The sequence below is a fragment of the Allocoprococcus comes genome (assembly GCF_013300725.1).
GTDB lineage: Bacteria > Bacillota > Clostridia > Lachnospirales > Lachnospiraceae > Allocoprococcus > Allocoprococcus comes_A.
Window position 1 is genome coordinate 51,854 of the sequence record NZ_JAAIMM010000002.1, and the last position, 21,210, is coordinate 73,063.

General features: G+C 36.8%; 18 protein-coding genes. All 18 read left to right on the plus strand.

Translation table 11 applies throughout. The features are described from left to right. The first annotated feature begins 7 nt into the window (after positions 1–7). The 18 genes from G4407_RS01525 to G4407_RS01610 all read left to right on the plus strand — a co-directional run bounded on the left by G4407_RS01525 (position 8) and on the right by G4407_RS01610 (position 21,200). A complete protein-coding gene (locus tag G4407_RS01525; RefSeq protein WP_173687497.1) occupies positions 8–841 on the plus strand; it encodes a Hachiman antiphage defense system protein HamA in 834 nt (277 codons plus the stop codon). Position 842: 1 nt separating this feature from the next. Continuing rightward, positions 843–2,378: a DEAD/DEAH box helicase gene (locus G4407_RS01530; protein WP_173687498.1), complete on the plus strand. Its 1,536-nt coding sequence runs from the start codon at positions 843–845 to the stop codon at positions 2,376–2,378. Next, complete coding sequence (locus tag G4407_RS01535; protein ID WP_173687499.1) at positions 2,305–3,843, plus strand: helicase C-terminal domain-containing protein; 1,539 nt, start codon at positions 2,305–2,307, stop codon at positions 3,841–3,843. Before G4407_RS01530 ends, G4407_RS01535 begins: the two co-directional genes overlap by 74 nt. Before the next feature lie 242 nt (positions 3,844–4,085). Continuing rightward, positions 4,086–5,582, plus strand: coding sequence for an RNA-binding domain-containing protein (locus G4407_RS01540; RefSeq protein WP_173687500.1), 1,497 nt, complete (start codon positions 4,086–4,088; stop codon positions 5,580–5,582). A 55-nt stretch (positions 5,583–5,637) separates the two neighbouring features. Beyond that, entirely contained in the window at positions 5,638–6,480 is an 843-nt protein-coding gene (locus tag G4407_RS01545) for a phospholipase D-like domain-containing protein (RefSeq protein WP_173687501.1), read from the plus strand. Between the two features lie 189 nt (positions 6,481–6,669). After that, positions 6,670–7,449 (plus strand): hypothetical protein, encoded by a 780-nt coding sequence (locus G4407_RS01550; protein ID WP_173687502.1) that lies wholly within the window; start codon positions 6,670–6,672, stop codon positions 7,447–7,449. A gap of 164 nt (positions 7,450–7,613) precedes the next feature. Further along, positions 7,614–8,102 (plus strand): TnpV protein, encoded by a 489-nt coding sequence (locus G4407_RS01555; RefSeq protein ID WP_173687503.1) that lies wholly within the window; start codon positions 7,614–7,616, stop codon positions 8,100–8,102. A gap of 4 nt (positions 8,103–8,106) precedes the next feature. Beyond that, positions 8,107–9,012, plus strand: a complete 906-nt coding sequence (locus G4407_RS01560; RefSeq protein WP_173687504.1) for a ParM/StbA family protein — start codon at positions 8,107–8,109, stop codon at positions 9,010–9,012. Positions 9,013–9,033: 21 nt separating this feature from the next. Continuing rightward, positions 9,034–9,465: a hypothetical protein gene (locus G4407_RS01565; RefSeq protein WP_173687505.1), complete on the plus strand. Its 432-nt coding sequence runs from the start codon at positions 9,034–9,036 to the stop codon at positions 9,463–9,465. A 448-nt stretch (positions 9,466–9,913) separates the two neighbouring features. Next, a complete protein-coding gene (locus tag G4407_RS01570; protein ID WP_173687506.1) occupies positions 9,914–10,282 on the plus strand; it encodes a plasmid mobilization protein in 369 nt (122 codons plus the stop codon). Further along, positions 10,255–10,710, plus strand: a complete 456-nt coding sequence (locus G4407_RS01575) for a relaxase/mobilization nuclease domain-containing protein (RefSeq protein ID WP_173687507.1) — start codon at positions 10,255–10,257, stop codon at positions 10,708–10,710. The genes G4407_RS01570 and G4407_RS01575 overlap by 28 nt, the downstream gene beginning before the upstream one ends. Beyond that, positions 10,682–12,235: a hypothetical protein gene (locus tag G4407_RS01580; protein ID WP_173687508.1), complete on the plus strand. Its 1,554-nt coding sequence runs from the start codon at positions 10,682–10,684 to the stop codon at positions 12,233–12,235. The genes G4407_RS01575 and G4407_RS01580 overlap by 29 nt, the downstream gene beginning before the upstream one ends. Positions 12,236–12,406: 171 nt before the next feature. Then, a complete protein-coding gene (locus tag G4407_RS01585) occupies positions 12,407–15,220 on the plus strand; it encodes a Z1 domain-containing protein (protein ID WP_243868740.1) in 2,814 nt (937 codons plus the stop codon). Further along, entirely contained in the window at positions 15,210–17,297 is a 2,088-nt protein-coding gene (locus G4407_RS01590; protein WP_173687510.1) for a hypothetical protein, read from the plus strand. Before G4407_RS01585 ends, G4407_RS01590 begins: the two co-directional genes overlap by 11 nt. Further along, positions 17,297–18,238: a hypothetical protein gene (locus G4407_RS01595; protein WP_173687511.1), complete on the plus strand. Its 942-nt coding sequence runs from the start codon at positions 17,297–17,299 to the stop codon at positions 18,236–18,238. The genes G4407_RS01590 and G4407_RS01595 overlap by 1 nt, the downstream gene beginning before the upstream one ends. 5 nt (positions 18,239–18,243) lie before the next feature. Then, positions 18,244–18,966, plus strand: a complete 723-nt coding sequence (locus G4407_RS01600; protein WP_173687512.1) for a hypothetical protein — start codon at positions 18,244–18,246, stop codon at positions 18,964–18,966. Beyond that, positions 18,966–20,297, plus strand: a complete 1,332-nt coding sequence (locus G4407_RS01605; RefSeq protein ID WP_173687513.1) for a DNA cytosine methyltransferase — start codon at positions 18,966–18,968, stop codon at positions 20,295–20,297. Before G4407_RS01600 ends, G4407_RS01605 begins: the two co-directional genes overlap by 1 nt. Before the next feature lie 3 nt (positions 20,298–20,300). Then, positions 20,301–21,200, plus strand: coding sequence for a PD-(D/E)XK motif protein (locus G4407_RS01610; RefSeq protein WP_173687514.1), 900 nt, complete (start codon positions 20,301–20,303; stop codon positions 21,198–21,200). The last annotated feature ends 10 nt before the right edge of the window (positions 21,201–21,210 follow it).

The following is a 21,210-nucleotide window of genomic DNA, read 5'->3' on the forward strand; positions in this document are numbered from 1 at the left end:
GGGAAAAATGGAAAGACCAACATATTTGACGTGGTTAATAAAGGAAGATGGCGTCTTTTTAGATAATGGAGAACGAATTAAATGTTATAAATTGGATTATACAGATGATGAAGAAATAGTTGATGCGTGGGCTGTTCATATAAGAAAGCATTATATTTCAGATAAAGATCTCAAAGAGAGCTGTGATGAGTTAGATATGACTCCAGAGGAGTATCTAAAGCAGTATATTATTCCTCAGAGGGGAGAAAATAAAATGGCTGGAACTGCACGCTCAAATGGTATAAGCGAAATCTTATTTTCAGATTTGTTGGAGTTCGTATATGATTTTGAAGTGCCACGTTGTAGAATGGATAATATGTCTGGTAAGACTGTATCCGAACATGGTACGGATGTTATTGGTTATAAATTTAACAATCCAGATAAGACACCAGACAAAAAAGACATGCTTGTTACATTGGAAGTTAAAGCCGGATTAACTCAAACTACTACAGAAGTTATTGAAAAAGCAGTAATAGATGCTAATAAGGATGAATACAGATTATCACAATCTTTGGATTATATGCGAAAAAAGCTTAAGAGAATGAATAGACAGGATGAAGCTAAGGATATTTTACGCTTTCAGAAAAAGAACTTAGTTGACTATAAGTTAGAAAACTATGCTGCCGGTATGTCTAGTCTTGAGGAAATACCCAAAATAGTTGGTGATAAGAGTACTAAAAAGATAATACCAGAAATAGTTGGCGACGAACTACGTCTCAAGGGTGATGCCGGTATTTATTATGTTCACGGAAAAAAATTAATGGATTTGGCACATAAAATATACGATAGGTGTGTGAGGTGAAATGAAAAATAGCAAATCTTCTTTAATGTTAAAGTATCAAAAGGCAAAAGTCAAACTATTAGAATACGAGGTGCCTGAAAAAGAATGGCCTAGCTTTCCTCTTAATTATAGGGATTTAGCTTATCCGACAGTACTTACAATTTCTCAATGTGCTGAGGCTATTAATGAGAATAAGAATTTAAACGAAAAAACAGCATATAGAAATTTACACTACTGTTCAGACTTTTACGATGCTGCTTTCCAATCTCGTGAACAAATAATTCATGATGCAGATTTTGCATTATCTGGAGCAACTGCCTATTTTTTTATGAATAATTTTGGAAGTGCCAAGGTCCTTTGGAAAGAGGTTAACATTAATCAGATTGTGGATGATTCACAAGAATGTCTTTATGAACTGTTTTCGTTGGCTTTCACGGGTAAAACCATGAGAAATTCCAATTTTACAATCGTTCAAGCTATTGTAAAATTTTGGAAAGATGGAAATAAGAATGAACTTTTGCAAATTGTAAAGGAATATAGAGAATATATATATGCTTCGTATTCACCACAGACCTGGTTTTGGGGAGAAATTGTTTGTGCAGTAACTAAAGTGATTAGTAATGCTTCTGCACGTATTTTATTGCCTATGTATTCCGCACTTGACATAAAAAATTGGGAAGTATATTTTGAAAGAAAATCGTCTATAAATCTTTTATGGGCATCTCAAAAATTGGTAGGAATATCAAAGATACTTCAAGGTAAAAATGCTATAGTACAGCTCCCTACCGGTGTTGGAAAAACAAAGAGTATTGAGCTTATTATCTGGTCTATGTTTCTGGCTAAACGGGGAAGTAAAGCTCTAATAGTGGCTCCATTGAGATCTTTATGTAATGAAATTACATATGATATGAAAATGGCTTTTCCTAAGGAAGTATCAATAAATCAATTTTCTGATGTATTAGAAGATGACTTTATAAACATGTTATTAGGAAATACTGAAAAGCAGATTCTTGTCTGTACTCCAGAAAAGTTACAATACATTTTCCATCATGATAATGAATATCTTCAATCTTTAGATTTATATATTTTTGATGAAAGCCATATGTTTGATGATAAGAGTAGAGGTTCTTTATATGAATTACTTATCACAGATATTAAATTGGGATTAATCCCAAAACAACAGTTAGTTCTTATGTCTGCCGTACTCCCAAATGCCAATGAGATTGTAAAATGGTTATTTGGAGATAATGGAGTATTAGCATACGATGCAACCATTAAATCGACACCTAAGGCAATAGGATTTGTTGATAAAAATAAACAGCTTCATTATTACACACCTGCCGAAGATGAAGAGGATTTTTTCGTCCCACATACATATAAAACACAAAAACTTAAGTTAATAGGGAAAGAACGTAAAGAAAGGTTCTTTCCAGAAAATTCGCAAGACCGAGCATTATATTATACCAATATTCTTTGCAAATCTGGTGGAGTTGCAATTTATTTTTCTCAAAAAAAGATCCATACCAAAGTTTTTTGCAAGATTAAAGGAATTAGATAAGCATGGCTGTTCTTTAGAAAAAATCAGGGGCACTTCAGATATTGATGAATTATCCAGATTTTATAAACTGTTTAAAGAATATTATGGTAAAGACTATATATACACTCAAACAGTTCAGCATGGTATTTTACCTCATTATTCATCACTTCCTAACGGGATAAAGATTGCTACAGAATATGCTTATAAGAAAAATAAAATTAAAGCGGTGGCTTGTACATCAACTTTGGCCCAAGGTGTGAATATTCCAATAAAATATCTTTTGATTACAGGAACCAATTTTGCGTCAGCAAAGCTGTCAGTAAGAAATTTTCAAAATCTTATTGGAAGGGCAGGAAGATCTGGCGTTTATACAGAGGGGAATATTATTGTAACGGAAAGCAAACTTTATGATGAACGCAGACATGGAAGCGGATATTACAAATGGCAAGATACTAAAGGATTGTTTAATGGAGCAACTGTAGAAGAATGCGGAAGTGCAATATTAAATATTGTTAGGGATTATTCAGTGAATTACAAAGTGAAGTTATCAGGTACCGAAATTGTTAATTATATTTGTAAAAATATACATGATAACAATTGGACAAATAAACTTCTAAATAAACTTTTAGTGGAGATAAATGAAATAAATAAAAATGATAATATAAGCTATTATAAACAAGACATTTTTGAACAATTATGTACTTATAAAGTTTCTATGGATTCAATAGAAAATGAAATAATCTATCTCCTTTCATATCATCCTTTGGCGCAAACAGTAGATCTTTTACATGAGGTTTCAAACAAATTACTAGAGAATACTTTGGCCTTTTATTTAGCGACCAAAGAAGAGAAAACGCTGTTAAGACAGCTTTTCGATGCTATTGATTCAAAAATAGAAAAGCAAATTGGCGATATAAAAAAGTATACAGGAACTATGATTTCTATGGCAGATGCGGATAAGATTATCGAATGGATCAAAGATAATAGTATCAATATAGAAAAACGAATCACTAAAGATTTATTGGATTTAATAGAAAATCTTTTTAGAGAAGTATACCCTTCTTTGAATTTAAAAAAAGGATTTGCTTTGTCATGGATTCATGGCGATTCATACGAGCAGATGCACGAAGAATATAAAATAAAAATCTATTATATCGAGAAGTTATGTCAGTATAACTTGTCTTACCAAATGAGTTTTTTGGTGGGGAACATAATAGATTTAGTTGATGCTGAATGTGTGAATATAGATGCACTTAAATTATTGCAACAAGCATTGCGTTACGGTGTTAATACAAAAACAGCGATTTCTATATGTGAGAAAATTTTTAATGATAGAATTCTTGCTAAACAGATAACTGATATTATTGGGAACAAAGGAATTTCAACAGATGAGATTGTTATTTCTGTAAAGTTAAAAAAAGAAAAAATAATATCGTTATTAAGTAATTATCCCTCTTATTTTGCTAATGTAGTTGAAAATATTTGATGCAAAAGAATGAGAAACGCTTTATGCTTATCCATTTTTGCAGAAGATGTATTCGACAACAATAATACAGAGGTATTCTATTTTTGAAATCTAATTGTTTCAAAAATCGGATACTTTCAAGTCCCAAAGTAGCTTTTATCTGAAACAACAAGATATTGATTGCACAAATAAAAAAGTTTGATAATAGTACAACAAAATGTTAAATTGGTAGATGAATTTTAAGCATTAGAATGAGGTGCTAAATGGAAATTAAAAAATTACAATCCATTCTTACAATTGGTGAAACTGTAGCGGTTGAATTCAAACGCTGTGGAAATGGAATTGAAAATGATACCTATGAGACAGTTTGCTCATTTCTGAACAGATTTGGTGGCGATCTTTTCATGGGAATATTGGACGATGGGACTGTAGTAGGAATACCAGAAAAAGCAGCTCCTGATATGGTGAAAAACTTTATTAAGGTTATCAGCAATCCTACACTATTCTCACCAACGATATATTTGGTACCGAAAATTATAAAATATGATGAAAATCATACGATCATTCATGTTCATATTCCGCCTAGTGCAGAGGTTCACAGCTTCAAAAAAATAATCTATGACCGTGTGGATGATGCGGATGTAAAAATAACATCTACCAGTGCAATTGCACAGATGTATATTCGTAAGCAGAATATTTTTACAGAAAAGAAGATCTATCCTTATGCCAAAATGGAAGACTTAAGATTAGATCTATTGCCAAAGATTCGTATTATGGCACAGAATCATGCGGGTGGTCAGCATCCTTGGACAGCAATGGATGATCTGGACCTTTTGAAAAGTGCAGGATTATACGGTAGAGATATCGTTACCGGAGAAGAGGGTTTCAATTTAGCAGCAATTATGCTGTTAGGAAAAGACGATGTAATTTTAAATGTTGCACCGACTTATGTGACCGATGCACTTGTGCGAAAAGTCAATGTAGATCGTTACGATGATCGGGAAATTATTAAGACAAACCTAATTGAAAGTTATAGCCAGCTCCTTGATTTTGGAAGAAAAAATTTGCCGGACAAGTTCTTCCTTGAAGATACGGTAAACAAAAGCCTCCGGAATACAATTGTCAGAGAAATGATCAGTAATACGTTGATGCACCGGGAGTTTACAAGCAGATATACAGCAAAGTTTGTGATTGAGAAAGATCGAATATATGTGGAAAATGCGAATCGTGCAACAAAGGAAGGTTTCATCACAGTAGATAATCTGGAACCAAATCCAAAAAATCCTCTTATAGCATCGTTTTTCAGGAATATCGGTTATGCTGACCAGCTTGGATCAGGAGTTCGTATATTATTTAAGTATTGCAAATTTTATTCAGGGAAAGAGCCTGAATTTGTAGAGGGTGATGTATTTCGAATCATTGTACCATTGGATGAAAATTATTCTTACGATTATGGTTCAAATGCCAAAGCAGTAAGTGCAACTTTGGAGGTTAAAGATGCGACTTTAGAGTGCGACTTTGAAACAAAAAAGCATAAAGATGCGACTTTAAAATGCGACTTTGGAACAAAAGATGAGTCAGAGATTATTCAGTTGATAAAAGAAAATCCATCTATTCCACAAAGCGAACTTCAGAAAAAAACTGGCATTTCATTAGGAACAATAAAAAGAATTTTTCCCAAACTGCAAGAAAAGGGAATTCTTGTCAGAGTAGGTGGAAAACGCTTTGGCAAATGGATTATAAAAAATGAAGATAATTAGCAACAAAAAATAATATGGATGAATTTAACAATTTCCATTCAGGAGTAACACTCAAATGACTAACGATAAAATCCAGCAACTAACTCAAGGTCTACAAACCGCTTTCATTGACCAGGCAATCACTTCCAACCTGGCCTATAAGCCACAGTTTGTATCCAACAATTATAAAGAAGGACGAAAAGTAATCTCATCCATCGAGGATGAGCTTTTGTCATGCAATGAATTTTACATCAGTGTAGCTTTTATCACTCAAGGTGGAATCACACCTCTTCTCCAGACTTTACGTGAACTGGAGCAACGCGGGATCCCAGGTAAAATCCTTACAACCGATTATCTGATATTCAGTGAACCGAAAGCTCTCAAGAGGTTGGCGAATTTTAAAAATATTGAGCTTAAAATGTTCATGTCAGAAGGTCCCAAAGATGGTTTCCATACCAAGGGGTATATTTTCAAAAAAGAAGACATCTATCAGATTATTGTTGGAAGCTCCAATATGACACTTACAGCACTTACAACGAATCGGGAATGGAATACCAAGATTGTTTCTACAGAAGATGGCGAGTATACGCATACCATATTGGATGAATTTAATCAGCTCTGGAATGCCGAGCAGGCTTTACCTTATGAACAGTTTATCGATGCATATAGTGCGCTTTATACGAAAAATAAAATTATTCAGAAGCAAAAAGAAATTGCACGGCAGGCAGAAATTCCTTCATTGGAGATTTATCGGCTTCAGCCAAATTCAATGCAAGTTGGATTTATTAATAATCTGCGAAAAATTTATGAGGCAGGAGAGGACAGAGCCTTACTGATTTCTGCGACTGGGGAACGTGGTATATTTGTGACAGGTGGAAGAAACCTAGGATTTACAAGGGTTTCGGAAGCCTGGTCCTAGACGTTTCCGTGTGATAATTGTCCGGATTGGCTCCGGACGGGAAAACTTAACAGGTATTTTTACTGATAGGACTAAATTGACACAGAGAATCGGAGATTTAATCGGTTTCATATTGAAGTCAATATGGTCTTATTTTTTATACCCTTTTTTCGGGTGGCTCCCGATGGGTGGAAAGGATTGGTGATTGATATGAAGAAGAGATTTTTATTAGCAACTTTATCGGTGATTGTTATTGGAGTCGGATGTTCAGGTTGTGGTCAGTCGGTGGGGAATGATTTGGCAACTACAATGGAAACGAGTGCATCTGATATTGTAGCGGTAGATGAATCAGAGAATACAGAAAATAAGGATATATCTGATACAAGTTTTTCAGATACCGAAAATTCTGTAGTGCACGATGAGGAGACTGTTGTAGCTGATATCTCGAGCCATGAAACGGAGATTCCTAAAACAGTTCCGGATAAGAAGGGGGCGGAAGAAGAGACAGTAGTGTCGGTAGAAGCTTCATCAGCAAAAGAGGAAGAAACAACCGAAGCAACTGCTGAAAATTGTCCTTCTACAGATGTTTCGGAGGAAAAACCAAAGGAAGATGTCGTGGATGACAAATTTGTTGCTTATGATCCGAAATATGTTGTTTCACTGGCCATCGAAAAGACCAAAGCATATGGAAAAATACTTGTCTGGGAGAATCTTGACCGGATGCTTACAGAAGGAAAGATAACCCAGGAGGAATACGATGAGTATTATCCATATGACGGATTGGAGAACAGTTATTACAGCGTATTTGTTGAGGCAGATTTAAGTAAGGCATCAACCATTTCCGGAGAATTGCTTGGTTCAGAGGATGCAATTGCAAATTATATTGCAGAGATGATGGCATTGGAGACAGAACCATATTTTGCAATATCTTACGCTGGTATCCATAAAGGAGTAAATGGTGATTTTTATGAGTTCAGATGTCATAGATGATTTGACTGTCAGGCGTGGACAGTTTTGATACATAGCTTCGCAAGAGGCATTGAGAAAGGAGGTTTTTCTGCATGGCAGAACATTTGAGAGCAGTAACTCTCCGCAAGCCGGCGTTAAGGTAAATAACAATAATTTTAAGGCGTAAGACGCAGAAAGGAGCTTTTATGGAAGAAAAGGTAAAGGTGACTGCAGTACCTACAATTGCAGAAATGTGTGGCATTAAGTACAAAGAGGTGGATGGATTGTTTTATCCGATTTTTGGAGAGTCGGAGCCAGAGAGTTATGCAAGCCTTGGAAAGTACGGACACCGTTATCTCAGAGTTTTGATGGAGAATGACCGTTATCTGTATAACAAGTATTTTATGCAAGGGGTACTTTTTGATAAGGCAGCAGAATATGAGAATTATGCATGGCAACTGTATGACACTGTTTTACAGGGAATAAGCAAGGTAAGAGGCATTGGTTTGCATACTTTGGAGGAAAAAGGATTTCAGGTAACATTTCAGGAAAATATGCAGGCGGCAATGACGGCAGATGAGATTGTAACAGAGGATTTGTTTGCAACAATTGATTACAACAAGCGTGTACGCCTGGAACATGCAAAGGAAAATATCGCGTTTGAACAGGCGGAGACACAGAGAAAGGAGGCATGAGTTTATGGAAGAAAATAGAATCTATTATGTGGGCATTGACCATGGAAATCACTTGATGAAAACATCAAACCATGTGTTTGAAAACGGTGTGGAAAGGCAGGCGGTAAAGCCTACCTTCCAGGCTAATACACTGGTTTATGATGGTGCATTTTATAAGATTGGAGAAAAGCGTAACAGTGTGAAGGACAGTAAGCTTGCGGATGATGATTATTATCTGTTGACACTTGCGGCACTGGCAAAGGAATGTCAGTCAGGGAATATTCCAAATGGTGCCAGAGTGGTGCTTGGAGTCGGACTTCCTTTAAAACAGTTTGCAATGGTAAGGAGGCAGTTTGTGAAGTATCTGAAACGTGGAAATCAGCCGGTGCATTTTAAGTTTGAGGATGTGGCATATGACTTTACAATTGAAAATGTGCTGGCATTTCCGCAGTGTTATGCAGCAGTGGCAGACAGGCTTGGCAGTATGAAGGGTGAATATCTGATTGTGGATGTTGGTTCCTGGACGATTGATATTATGCATGTTAAGGATGGCGTTCCAGTGGAAAGCAAATGCGAGACATTCACAGAGTCCATGATTTCTGTTATTCAGGAAATCAAAAGCAGAAGCAGTGAGGTTTTTGGCAAGGAGATTTCGGAGAATGTGATTACAGATTATATCAGTAATTTTAGCAACAATTATCCGGAGAAATATGCAAGGATTATGGACGAGGCACTTGAAAAGTTTGTTGCAAGAGTGGAAGGAATTCTGAAAGAGAATGGGCACGATACGGAATTTACCAACATCATTTATGTGGGTGGTGGAGCAAAGGCAATGGAGAGATTTGGAAAACATGGGGATAACATTTCTTATGTGACGGATGTCAGAGCCAATGCAAAGGGCTATGAGTTTCTTGCGAAACAGATGGCATAAAGGCAGGTGGTACACATGGTAATGGGATTTAGAGAGAGGCGGCTTGGCTGCCGTCTCTATGTGGACCGCCAGTCGGATGCAAACATTTTGAAAAAGCTGGACAGGATGCTTGTGGATGGAAGCTTTTCAAATCAGACGGAGCTAATTAAGCGTGGCATTGAACTGGCTTATGAAGAAGTGTACGGGGAAGAAGGTGCCAGGTCCTTTGGTATGTCAGATGTTGGTATAAGTAAGCTTGCAGGAGAGATTGTTGGGGCATTGAAGCCGGAAATTGAGAAGTTACTTGTGGAGTATGAGGCGAGAGTTGCCACAGCGGAAAGGCCAGCATCACCAACACCTGCTTTAGCATCAACGCATGATGTTCCACAGGATAATACAGCACCTGTAACTGGTAATGAAGTCATTCTTCCAAGTCAGACATTCGATTTTCTAAAAGGACTGAATGATGATTAGGAAGATGAGCAAACGACGTCGAATTGACGACAGCAAAAGCACAATTGACGTCAACCATATATAAAATAAATATATCTGACGGCAAACTGACGCCGGTTGGCGAATGGTTTGCTGTCGATATTTTGGCACATATTTTGTGCCATATATTGGGTGCAGGAGCTCCTGCCAAGACGAAAAAATGGTAATTGCGGTCAGCAATTATATTTTTTTCGGGGAAAGGTCCGACCTTTCCCGAATCTTGCAAAACAAGCGAACAGTATTCAGGGCATGCTTGCATGAGGATGGATACTGTGAGCGACAAATACACCGAGCACGAAGTGTGAGGTGTAAAACAAGTGAACAGCAACAGAAGCAGGTTCTAAAGAAGAATTGAAAAAGGAGGTCACAGCCATGAGCATGGTAAGTGAAAATTTGATGAGATTAATTTTGAGGATCGGAGGTTATGTGTATGGCAGATGGAAACAGAAGATACAGGTCTAACAAAAAGCTATATAAGGTTTCTTTTAAGTTGTCGGAGGAAGATAAGAGACTGCTGGAAGATGGGGCGCAGAAGGCTGGAATGAATATCAGTGAATATTTACGCAATCTGGTACGTGGTGGCGGAAATATGGATGCATCTTTTGCGACAGACAGAGGAAATTTTATCAGACAGATAACAGGAATTGCTACCAATGTGAATCAGATTGCGAAGGTAGTAAATACCCAGGGATATGGTTACGCGAGTGATATCCTTTCTGTTAAGCAGGATTTGGAGGATGTCAAGATGCTGACGCAGGAGGTGCTTACGGTATGGCAATCACTAAGATACAGTGCCTGAATGAGGCACATACTGGGAATCCGGCGGCACATCTTAAGAATGCTCTTTCATATATTCAGAATCCGGAGAAAACAGAGGAAAATGTTCTGGTGGGCAGTATAAACTGCCTGCCGGATACAGCCTTTGAGCAGATGATGGATACGAAGGTTACTTTCGGAAAAACAGATAAACGACAGGGATATCACATTATCATTTCCTTTGCGCCGGGAGAAGCGACAGAGGAACAGGCACTGGATATAGTGGCACGTTTTGCGCAGGAATATCTGAAGGATAAATATGAGGCAGTATATGCAGTGCATAATGATAAAAAGCATATGCATGGGCACATTGTTTTCAATAGTGTCAGCTTTGAGACAGGTATGAAGCATGAATGTAAAAAAGGGGAATGGGAAGCATCGTATGCAGCCGATTACAAACAGATTATGTAAAGAGTATGGACTGTCTATTGTGCCGGCTGAGTACGTAAAGGAGCCTAAGAATTTATCAAGGAAGGAATGGGAGCGTGAACAATGCTTTCGCAAAATGATTCTGGCAGATGCAGAGTTTTGTCAGAGTCAGGCGGGAAGCTTTGACCATTTTATATTCCTGATGAAGAGAATCGGGTATCAGTTTGAGTATGGGAAGTACCTTTCGGTAAAGGTTCCGGGTGGTAAATGGTATCATGAACTGGATAAGCTGGATGAACGCTTTTCGGAAGAAAAATTCCGATTTTACCTGGATATGCCTTTTACCCGTCCTATATTTGTTGTGGGTAATACTGTGGCAATTCATAAACGTGGAATAACTGATTTTCAGATGAAGTATTACCGCAGAATCTACCAGGCGAGAATGGTGGAACAGCGTCGATTTGATAAGCATTCTGCATATCTTGCGAAGGAACTGGAGCGTATGAATCAGTTGCAGGAACAGTATCTTTTCCTTGTGAATAACAATATCAAGACGGTGGAGGGACTTGTGACTTATCAGGTTCTGGGAGAGCGGGATGTAGAGAAAATCTCTGAGCGTCAGCAGGAATTATATCAGCAAAACAGAGTAAGAAAACGCACTTGTAAAACAGAGGAGGATATTCGTGATTACCAGATCTGGCATATGGGAGTACAGGCGGAATTGGACAAACTTAAGACGGAGAAGAAAACGCTTAATAAGAATTTGAGGATTGCTGAAGGTTGTGTAGAAGAGTATAAGAAGTTTTCAATGCTGGATTTTTCAACTATTGAAGATGAGATTCGGAATTCAATAGAGGTACCGGAGTACCCGTATGCGGAGGAGAAAGATATTGTGTTATCTGTTAATGATGCAGTGTCTGATATAGATATGGATGGTATATCAGTGATGGATGAATCGGAGGATTATGATACTTCGCTAGGCGTAGAGGTATGTGAGCAGATTTCAGCAGAAGATACCATGAATGCAACAGTAGGAGTTGGCAGTGAAGCGAATATTGTGGAGAAATATGTTGGTGATCGGTCAAATGATAAAGGCGGCTATGAGGCGTACAAAAAGATGACACCTTTGAAAAAGGCTCAGACGTATGGATTCGGGGAACTGAAGAGTTACAACACAGTTAGGTCTATTGTAAAGATGAAGTTTCTGGATATGGGGCATATGGCAGATGTGGATGAACTTCTAGAAGAAACGGATTTGCTTTATAAGGGCATGTGTGAATTGGTTGTCAGAAACAAAACAGAAGAGGTATTGGATGAGATTAAACACCGAGGAACTTCTTTTGATGATTTGTCTGTTGTCGAGAAGGCAAGGATGTTACAGTTTCAGCCAGATAATAATTCATACAATATTCAGCTTTATAGTGCTGTTTGTAAGGCATGTGGAGTTGATACTTCTGATGAGGATAAGATATTTGAAGATTATCAGGTTATTTATGAAAAGACATTGGAGATGAAGCAAGAGCTGGTTATGGAAAGAAATGATGGAGGCAGAGAGAGGGCACGATAGGCGTGCCCTCTGTTAATATAGGGGCTTATTGATTGGAAATTTTGATTGGAGACATTTCCCTGAAAAGTAAAAAACAAAGTTGACGATATAAAACTCTGGTTTTATAATAGGGCTATGGAAAAGGTAAAAAATTGTCGATAAAATTTCAAATGTACCAATGGAGGAATGCATATGTCTAATTTTGGTTTGCCTGAATATGATCAACACAGAGAATGGATTCGTAATGCGAGAAATCGTAACATGAAGTGGGAAGAGATTGATTATGCGGGGCGTGGTAATGATGAAGGATTATCAGAATTCCTAACCCAACAGTCCTTATTGAATTTTTGGAAAGAAGTTAGTTGCAGTGAATGGAAAGAACTCGTTCGCTTACAAAAAGAGGCAGAAGAACAGACACAGGTTATAGATTATCTTAGTGGTCAGGCTATGATTATGGGTGAAGGCGAAGATAATGATGTTACGGTACCAGCAGATCCACAATCCGCATGGCAGTTATATAGAAAAAAATTGATTAAGGGTGGTTTTAAAGAAGAAATCGTTGATGAGATGGAGAGAACTACATTAAAGATTTTGAAGAGACTGAGCAGTGACACAACCGAAATGAAACCAGTTAAGGGATTGGTTATTGGTAATGTTCAGTCTGGAAAAACTGCAAATATGGCAGCTTTAATGGCTATGGCGGCTGACTGGGGATGGAATATGTTTATAGTTTTATCTGGAACCATCGAAAATCTTAGACAACAAACACAAAACCGGTTATTAAATGATTTAAATTGTCAGGGCAATCTCAATTGGAATGGTTTAGAGCATTTATCTAAAAAACCAATGCTAGGACAAAGGACACAGGATTTGCACTTTGATAAAACGTCAAAACAGAGATATTTTACAGTTTGTCTGAAAAATCCGGGAAGACTTAGGGGGCTTATACAATGGCTGCAATCTGATGGTAATAAACAAAAACAGATGAAGATACTGGTTATAGATGATGAGGCTGACCAGGCTGGTATTAACACAGCAAATGTTAATAGTTCAACGATTAGAACAATTAATAGATTGATAAGAGATTTGGTAAATGGAAGAAATGAGAAATCGCAGGAAATCAGTAATAAATATAAGGCGATGAATTATATTGGATATACAGCCACGCCATATGCAAATATATTAAATGAGGCTGGAGAAGATTCGTTATATCCTAGAAATTTTATATCAACATTAAGCGTGTCAAAGGAATATTTTGGACCACAACAGATATTTGGACTTGAGGGTGGGGATTATGATTATGATGGTTTAGATATCGTGAGAATTATTGATGAGGATGATCTTCAGGCAATCAAAGAAATTCATGAAGAAGGATCCCCGTATGTTCCGCTTGCGTTACAGGATGCTATATGCTGGTTTCTGTGTGGCGTAGCCTGTATGAGAATATGGGGATACGGAAAGCCGATTAGTATGCTGATACATACAAGTCAGAAAACTGATCATCATCAGAATATTGCAGAAGCGGTCAGAGATTGGATTGTGAGCAAAGATGTAGATGAGATGATTAGAAGATGTGAAAAAGTATGGAATACAGAAACCAGTCAATTTACATTTGAAAAGTTTAGAGAACAATATCCACAATACGATAGGAAGGATGAAGAAATAAACAGATATCCTTCATTTGAGGACATACGTAAGGAAATTACAATTTTGTTGAGTAAAGAACCAACTAATATTCCATTGGATGAGGACGATGAGTTCGCATATCACGAAGGAATTCATATGTGTATTGATAATTGCAAGAATAATGGAATTACCGACGATGGAATGTATGTCAGATTGGCATATCCTACGGCTGATAATATGCCAACACCAGCACCGGCGTTTATTGTTGTGGGTGGAGCAACTTTGTCCAGAGGTTTAACAATTGAAGGACTTATCAGCACATTTTTTCTTCGTTCTGTCAGTCAGGCGGATACACTTATGCAAATGGGGAGATGGTTTGGATACAGAAAAGGGTATGAGTTGTTGCCGAGATTATGGATTACATCTAAGACAAATGATCAATTTAAATTTCTTGCAGCGCTGGATCAGGAGTTACGTGATGAAATACATGAAATGGACACCTTAGGAAAGAGTCCAGCAAATTATGGACCAAGAGTGAAAAATACTCCTAAAGCAAGTTTTATACGTATAACTGCAAAAAACAGAATGCAGAGCGCACAAGCAACAGATATGGATTTCAGTGGCTCTTTTAATCAGACATATTTGTTTGATAATGATGTAGCAGTGCTGAAACATAACATTGTTGAGACTGAAAAGTTTATTGCTTCATTAGGACAACCGGAAGAACGAAAAGAATGCAATCAACATGCGGAAAATTCTTTTATTTGGAGGAATGTTGAATTCTCTTTGGTGAAAAAATATCTTGAAGAGTACAAATTTAATTCGAGATTAGGAGTTTTCAATGATATAGCTTCTGTTATTGCTTGGATTGAAAAAATTTCAGCAGAAGGGAAACTTGAAAATTGGAATATTATTTTGGCTGGAAAAGGTAGTGGTTCTGTTTGGAATTCACCAGTAGGTCCGGTAAAAAAAGTAAGCCGTACAAGGAAGAAATTGAAGAATGAATCGGATACGGTAATAAATATTGGTGTTTTAAGGGATCCAAAAGATATTATAGCTGATATAGATTTGGAAGGACAGCCGCAAGAGATTGTGAGCAAGGTTAAGGATTTTAAATCAAAATATGCAAAAGAGATTAGAAGTTTAGCTGGTTTAGATTCAACTCCACAGTTGATTGTTTATGTAATAGATAAAGATTCAAAAGCGGTAAAAGGCTCTGATACGAGAGAAGATCTAAATTCGGTTGAGGATATTGTAGGTATTTGTATGAATATTCCGGGTGGAAAGCGCGGAACAGATTATACAGCGACTGTATCTATACATATGCAAAATAATCCGTTTGACGACGAAGGTGACTTGGAGGGAACAAATGAAAATTGAAATTGCTGAACCTGGTAGAATGACCCAGTCGGGGAGTTCATTACTAAAATTGATACAAAATAATAACATGCCTATTTTAGATTTGTTGGTTCGAGAATCCATACAGAATAGTCTGGATGCAAAAAATGATACAGACCCATATGTGACTGTAGATTTTTTTACAGGAGAATTTAATAAAATATCTTTAAATAAGGAATTAGAGGGCATAACAGAAACTTTAAATAGAAAATATTGGAAAGACACGTACAAATTCATAGCAGTACGTGATTCAAATACTGTTGGATTGACGGGCAAGCTGCATTATGATGAAGTAACAGATAACCAGTATGGAAATTTATTAAAGTTGATTTATGAAATAAGTAAACCACAGGAAGCAGAAGGTGCAGGTGGTTCATGGGGACTTGGTAAAACTGTATATTTCAGAGTTGGAATAGGACTGGTTGTTTATTATAGCAGAATACTGAATGAAGAAGGAATATATGAGTCGCGATTAGCAGCTTCACTGGTGGAAAATGAAATGAATGCTGACTCACTTATTCCTGCTTTGCCGGGAAAATCAAAGCGAGGTATAGCATGGTGGGGACAGGAAATCGGAAGCAACAAAACAAAACCTATTACAGATGAAAAGTATATTGAAAAAATTTTAAATATATTTGGAATTGAACCATATGAAGGTGATTTAACAGGAACCACAATAATCATTCCTTATATTGATGAACAGATGTTACTTGAAAATAATCAGATAGAATATAAAGATAGTGAAGATAATAGAATACGTCCTTTTTGGAGATGCAGTATTGAAGATTATCTTCGAATCGCTATACAAAGATGGTATGCTCCGAGATTAAACAATGAAAAATATCCATATGGGAAATTTCTACGCGCACGAATCAATAAAAAAGGAATTGGTTTAGACAATATGGAACCTGCATTTCAGATTGTACAAGCACTTTACAATAGGGCTGTGTCAGAAGAGGCTGGGAATGATATTTTGGCACAAGACGGCGTGGAGTGTAAATCAGAAGACATTCTTTTGCGTAAGGTATTGGAAACAACAAAGGCTGGTACGATTGCGTATACGAAAGTTCCACGTAAAATATTGAAAACAGGATATCCAGATAACAAACCAGAGCCGTACATGTATTTTAATTGTGAAATGAAGGATAAAGAAAAGAATAAACCTGTTTTATTTTTTACTCGTAAACCAGGGATGATTGTATCATATGAGGATGTGGGAAACTGGGTTGATGGAATAAGTGCTTCTAATAAAGATGAATTTATTTTTGCTATTTTTGTGCTAAACTCAGAAAATAAACTTACTAATACAAGAGAGCCATATAGTCTTGAGGAATATGTAAGAAAAAGTGAGATGGCCGATCATACTTCTTGGGGAGACTTTAGTATGGGTAATAATAACCCGAGAATTGTGTCAAAGGTACAAGCGCAGGTTAATAGTAAAATTTCTAAGGAATTTTTTGTAGAGGAAGAAGATACAACTAGCAGATTAAACTCTGGTCTTGGAAAAATGTTTGGAGATTTGTTATTACCACCTGAAAATTTTGGTAAAAAGCCAAGTGGCGGAACAAGTGGTGGACAAGGCGGAAGTGGACACACCGAAACACATAAAAATGTTGTTTTTGGTTATGAATCATCAAAAACAAAATATTTTGCAAATGGGATGACGGTTAAGTTAACAATCAAATCGCGAAGAAAGATTTTGGCTACAGGGATTAATTTGGCAATTGATTCTGAGACAGGTGCAATTAAACCTAAAGACTGGGAAGAAAAAATGGGATTATCCATGCCGTTCGAGATAGTTTCTGCAGATATTGTTGTTACAAAAGTAGATAAACTTAAAACAAATTTAAAAATGACAGTAGATAGCAGTAATGAAAGAGCTGGAATAAGTGACATTTCCTGTGAATTACTTAAAACGAAAAATGGTGCTGGCTATGGTATACATGTAAGGTCAGATGTTGAGCATTTGATAGAAATGGAACTTGATATTACTTTGCAGTTGAATAGAAAAGATATTAAACCATTGTTTAATGTTGAAAAGAATGAAGGTGATAAATAATGGCAGCGAATATTTCACTTTTTCCGGTAATAACGGATGATTTGTTAAGTAAAACTAGATTCCAGGCATCACCATATCAGCTTTATTATGTAAGAGATGAACAGGAATATGTATTGCGTACGGAAGAAGTAGATAGCAGTACTATAGTTCATAAAGTGATCGATGATGAGGGAATATGGTCTCCGGATGATTATCAGCTATGTATTAGAAGAAAATATTCAATTCGTACATATCAGTGTTTGTTTGGACCAAACGGAATAGCATGTAATAATGCAAAACTGGGAATAGCATTAATGTGGACATCCCCTGATTCAAAGCAAAGAGGCGTTATTCCGATTGGAGAGATAGAAAATTCTCAAAGAGATTTGGAATTTGAGTTAAATTATGAATTCTCAGAAGCTCAATTAAGAGGAAGTGTAGAATTTTCGACAATTATTTATTTGAAAGAAGCAGGCACTCCGCTTTGGGGAGAGGAACATCTGGCTAATCAATATGGATGTATTTTAGGAGAGTTAGATAATAAATTTGTAATAAGGCTAGATGGAAATGGTTCAGTATTTCCTATGTATGAAATACATGAACCGGGTCAGCCATTGTGGTATGTAAAATGTGATTGGATAGATCCTACATATGACCTGTTTTCAGACAGTGTTTCTATATACATAAATACTGCACACAAAAATTACAAGTATTTAGATAAAACGAAAAGAACATTTGATGAGCAACTTTTAAAGGAAATAATGGCAAGTGCACTAGGTGTTATTATTACAAAATTAAAAGAACAGGAAGATTATTGGGATGTAACTACTTCTGGTGAGGATTTGCAAAGTGGTAGTGTGTCCGAAGCTATCCACTATTTCATTGATACATTGGAGTGGGATGTTTCTGGACCGGAGGCAATGTCATTGTCTATAAGAAAATTTTTTGATCAAAGGATATAGAAAGTATGATTATTAAAACATTAAATCGTTCGGAGGCTCAGAATGCAATGAAAGAATGGGTTTTGAATTATCCTTCATTGCCGGAAGTCGAGGGAGATTATTTGAAGATACGTAAAGATATACAAGAGTTTAATCAAAAGGTGAGAAGTGAGTGCCCGGATAGTATAGCAAAAAAAGACTACTACATAGATGCTCACATTGGAATTTTGTTGTACGACTATTTGTGGCGTGTGCCGGGATTTAACCTTAGAGCTGCAGCTAATGACGATTTTTGGAGATATCTTTCGATAAAGGTTATACCAGATGTCGTTGCTGAAAGATGGGGATATGATAATGAGAGTCATTATTGGAGCAAACCTGCAAGAATATGGCTTAGATCAATTTGGTGGTACGTACATTTGTCGTGGCAGGGAGATATGCAGACAACTGCCAAAGTATTGGAGGCTCCATGCTTTACAACTGACAGTATATTGAATTTAGAGGAAAGAACAGGACGTAAGGGAACGTTTATAAATGTATATAGATACATTATGTATTACTATAGTCATATACCGCAACAGGTTCTTGATGAATACAATAAGAACACAAAAACGCAGCAGGATGATTTATTCAGAATTGTAATGAAATTGAACACTGCTAAAGTGATGGTTGTGGATCCGGCATTATATTTGGGTGGCGAAAAAGAATATGTACGCTCTTTATTTATGGACGCGGGGGTGCGTGTGTAATGTTACCTAAAATTATTGATCTGTTTTCAGGGTGTGGTGGATTGGCACTCGGATTTGAAAAAGCGGGTTTTGATATTGTGGCAGGAATTGAATTGATGCCAGAAGCATGTAAAACCATTTCTTACAATCTTTCCTGGCGCTATGGAAAAAAAGAAACACATATATGTGGAGATATAACAGAAATAGAAGCAAGTGTGTTTAAAAATAGTTTTGGAGATGAGGGGTGTATTGTTATAGGAGGACCGCCATGCCAGGCGTATTCTATGGCAGGTCGCGGAAAACTTAGATCACTCGGTGAAGATAGAGTAAATATAAAAGATGCAAGAGGATATCTGTATCAGGATTTTTTGAGGTTTGTATTCGAATTGGAAGCAAGAGCTGTTGTGATGGAGAATGTTCCGGAATCAACAAATTTTGGCGGTAAAAATATACCAGAAATAGTATGTACTGAGTTAACTAAAAAAGGTTATAAGGCATATTGGACAATACTTAATTCTGCCGACTATGGTGTTCCACAGGTAAGAGAGAGAGTTTTTGTTGTAGCAATCAAGGGGGATGAAGGAAAAGAGATAAAATTACCAAATCCAACACATCGAAATGAGGTTGATGTATTGACCCAGCATCAAAAACGATTTGAGGGATATAAGCAATGTCAATTTTTTGTGGAACCCAATGGAACAACAGATGAATTAAAACCATGGGTTACTGTAGGAGATGCTTTTTCAGATTTACCAGAAGTATTCCCGACAACAGACTCAAAATACAAATTGGTGTCATTAAATATTGAGTATCCATATAAGACGGAAGCACAGAATGAATATCAAAAATTAATGAGAACCTGGTATGGTAAAGAGGGATTTGGTGTTTCGGCAAATGCATTCAGAAGGAATACCAGAGATTTCCCGATCTTTGAGAGAATGCAACAAGGAGATAATTATATTGCGGCGACAAAGATAGCAGAAGAGCTATTCTATGAAGAGGCAAAACTTTTTGGGTATGAGAAGGATAGTGAGGAATACATTAGTCTCTATAATAAAATGGTTCCGCAATATGATAAAGATAAATTCGAAAATAAATGGAAGCGGTTGGATGAAACGAAACCATCACATACATTAGTGGCACATTTGGCAAAGGACACGTATAGTCATATTCATCCGATTGAACCAAGAGGAATTACAGTAAGAGAGGCAGCAAGGTTACAATCTTTTCCGGATGATTTTTTCTTTGATTGTTCTATGGGGGATGCATTTAAGCAAATTGGAAATGCGGTGCCTCCGCTATTGGCGTATGGAGTTGCAAGAACAGTGTTGAATACTTTTGAGGAGGAATAGACCATGGGAATACTAGAGGAGATTAGAGAGTATTTTGCATCGACACAAAATGGTGCAAGAGAAATTAAAGCGTTGCCAAAAGAATATTCAGCAATGGTTATCCGTAATAATGAAGGATATGGTGTTGCTATTGAATTTAATGATACTAGAGATATTTCAGAAAAATTTGCCAATAGCAGATTGTTTTCAAGAACTCTTGCAATTGGCGGGATAGAAAAGAAGTATCTTATACTGAGTTGTATGCTGGATAGTTTACGATATGAATTTGCTACGGTCTGTGCGCAATTTGTAGAGCCTGGGATTGATGGTATAGATAGAAAAAATCTTATGTCTGAACCATTGGAATGGTGGAAAAAGTGGCGTGAGTTAATGGGAAATACCATTTCTAATAAGGAAGCCTACAGTGTAATTGCAGAAATGATGGTTTTAGATGATTTATACACTCAGGATAATACTGTGGAATGGACAGCTGTTAATTCTGGGAGCCACGATATAGAGGGAAACGAGAGCAGCTATGAAGTTAAGTCAACAGTAAAACGTTATGGTGCTACTATTACTATATCTGGACAGCATCAGCTCCAAAGTTTAAAAAGATTACAGCTATATTTCTGTAGATTAGAACAGTCAAGAACAGGAATATCTATAAATGATATGAAGGATAGACTGGTTGCAGATGGATATGATAAAGATAAGATTGAACAGCAGTTATATCAGTTAGGATATGAGCGGGGTGCAAGTATAAGGGAAGAAAAATACAAAGTACTAGAAAAAAGAAAATATGAGGTCGATGATACATTTCCGAAGATAACAAAAGCCTCATTTAAGGATGATCATATACCGGAGTCAATAACGCAAATTACATATACCATTGATTTGGATGGCTTGGAATATACTGTATGGTGATCCCGGGAGA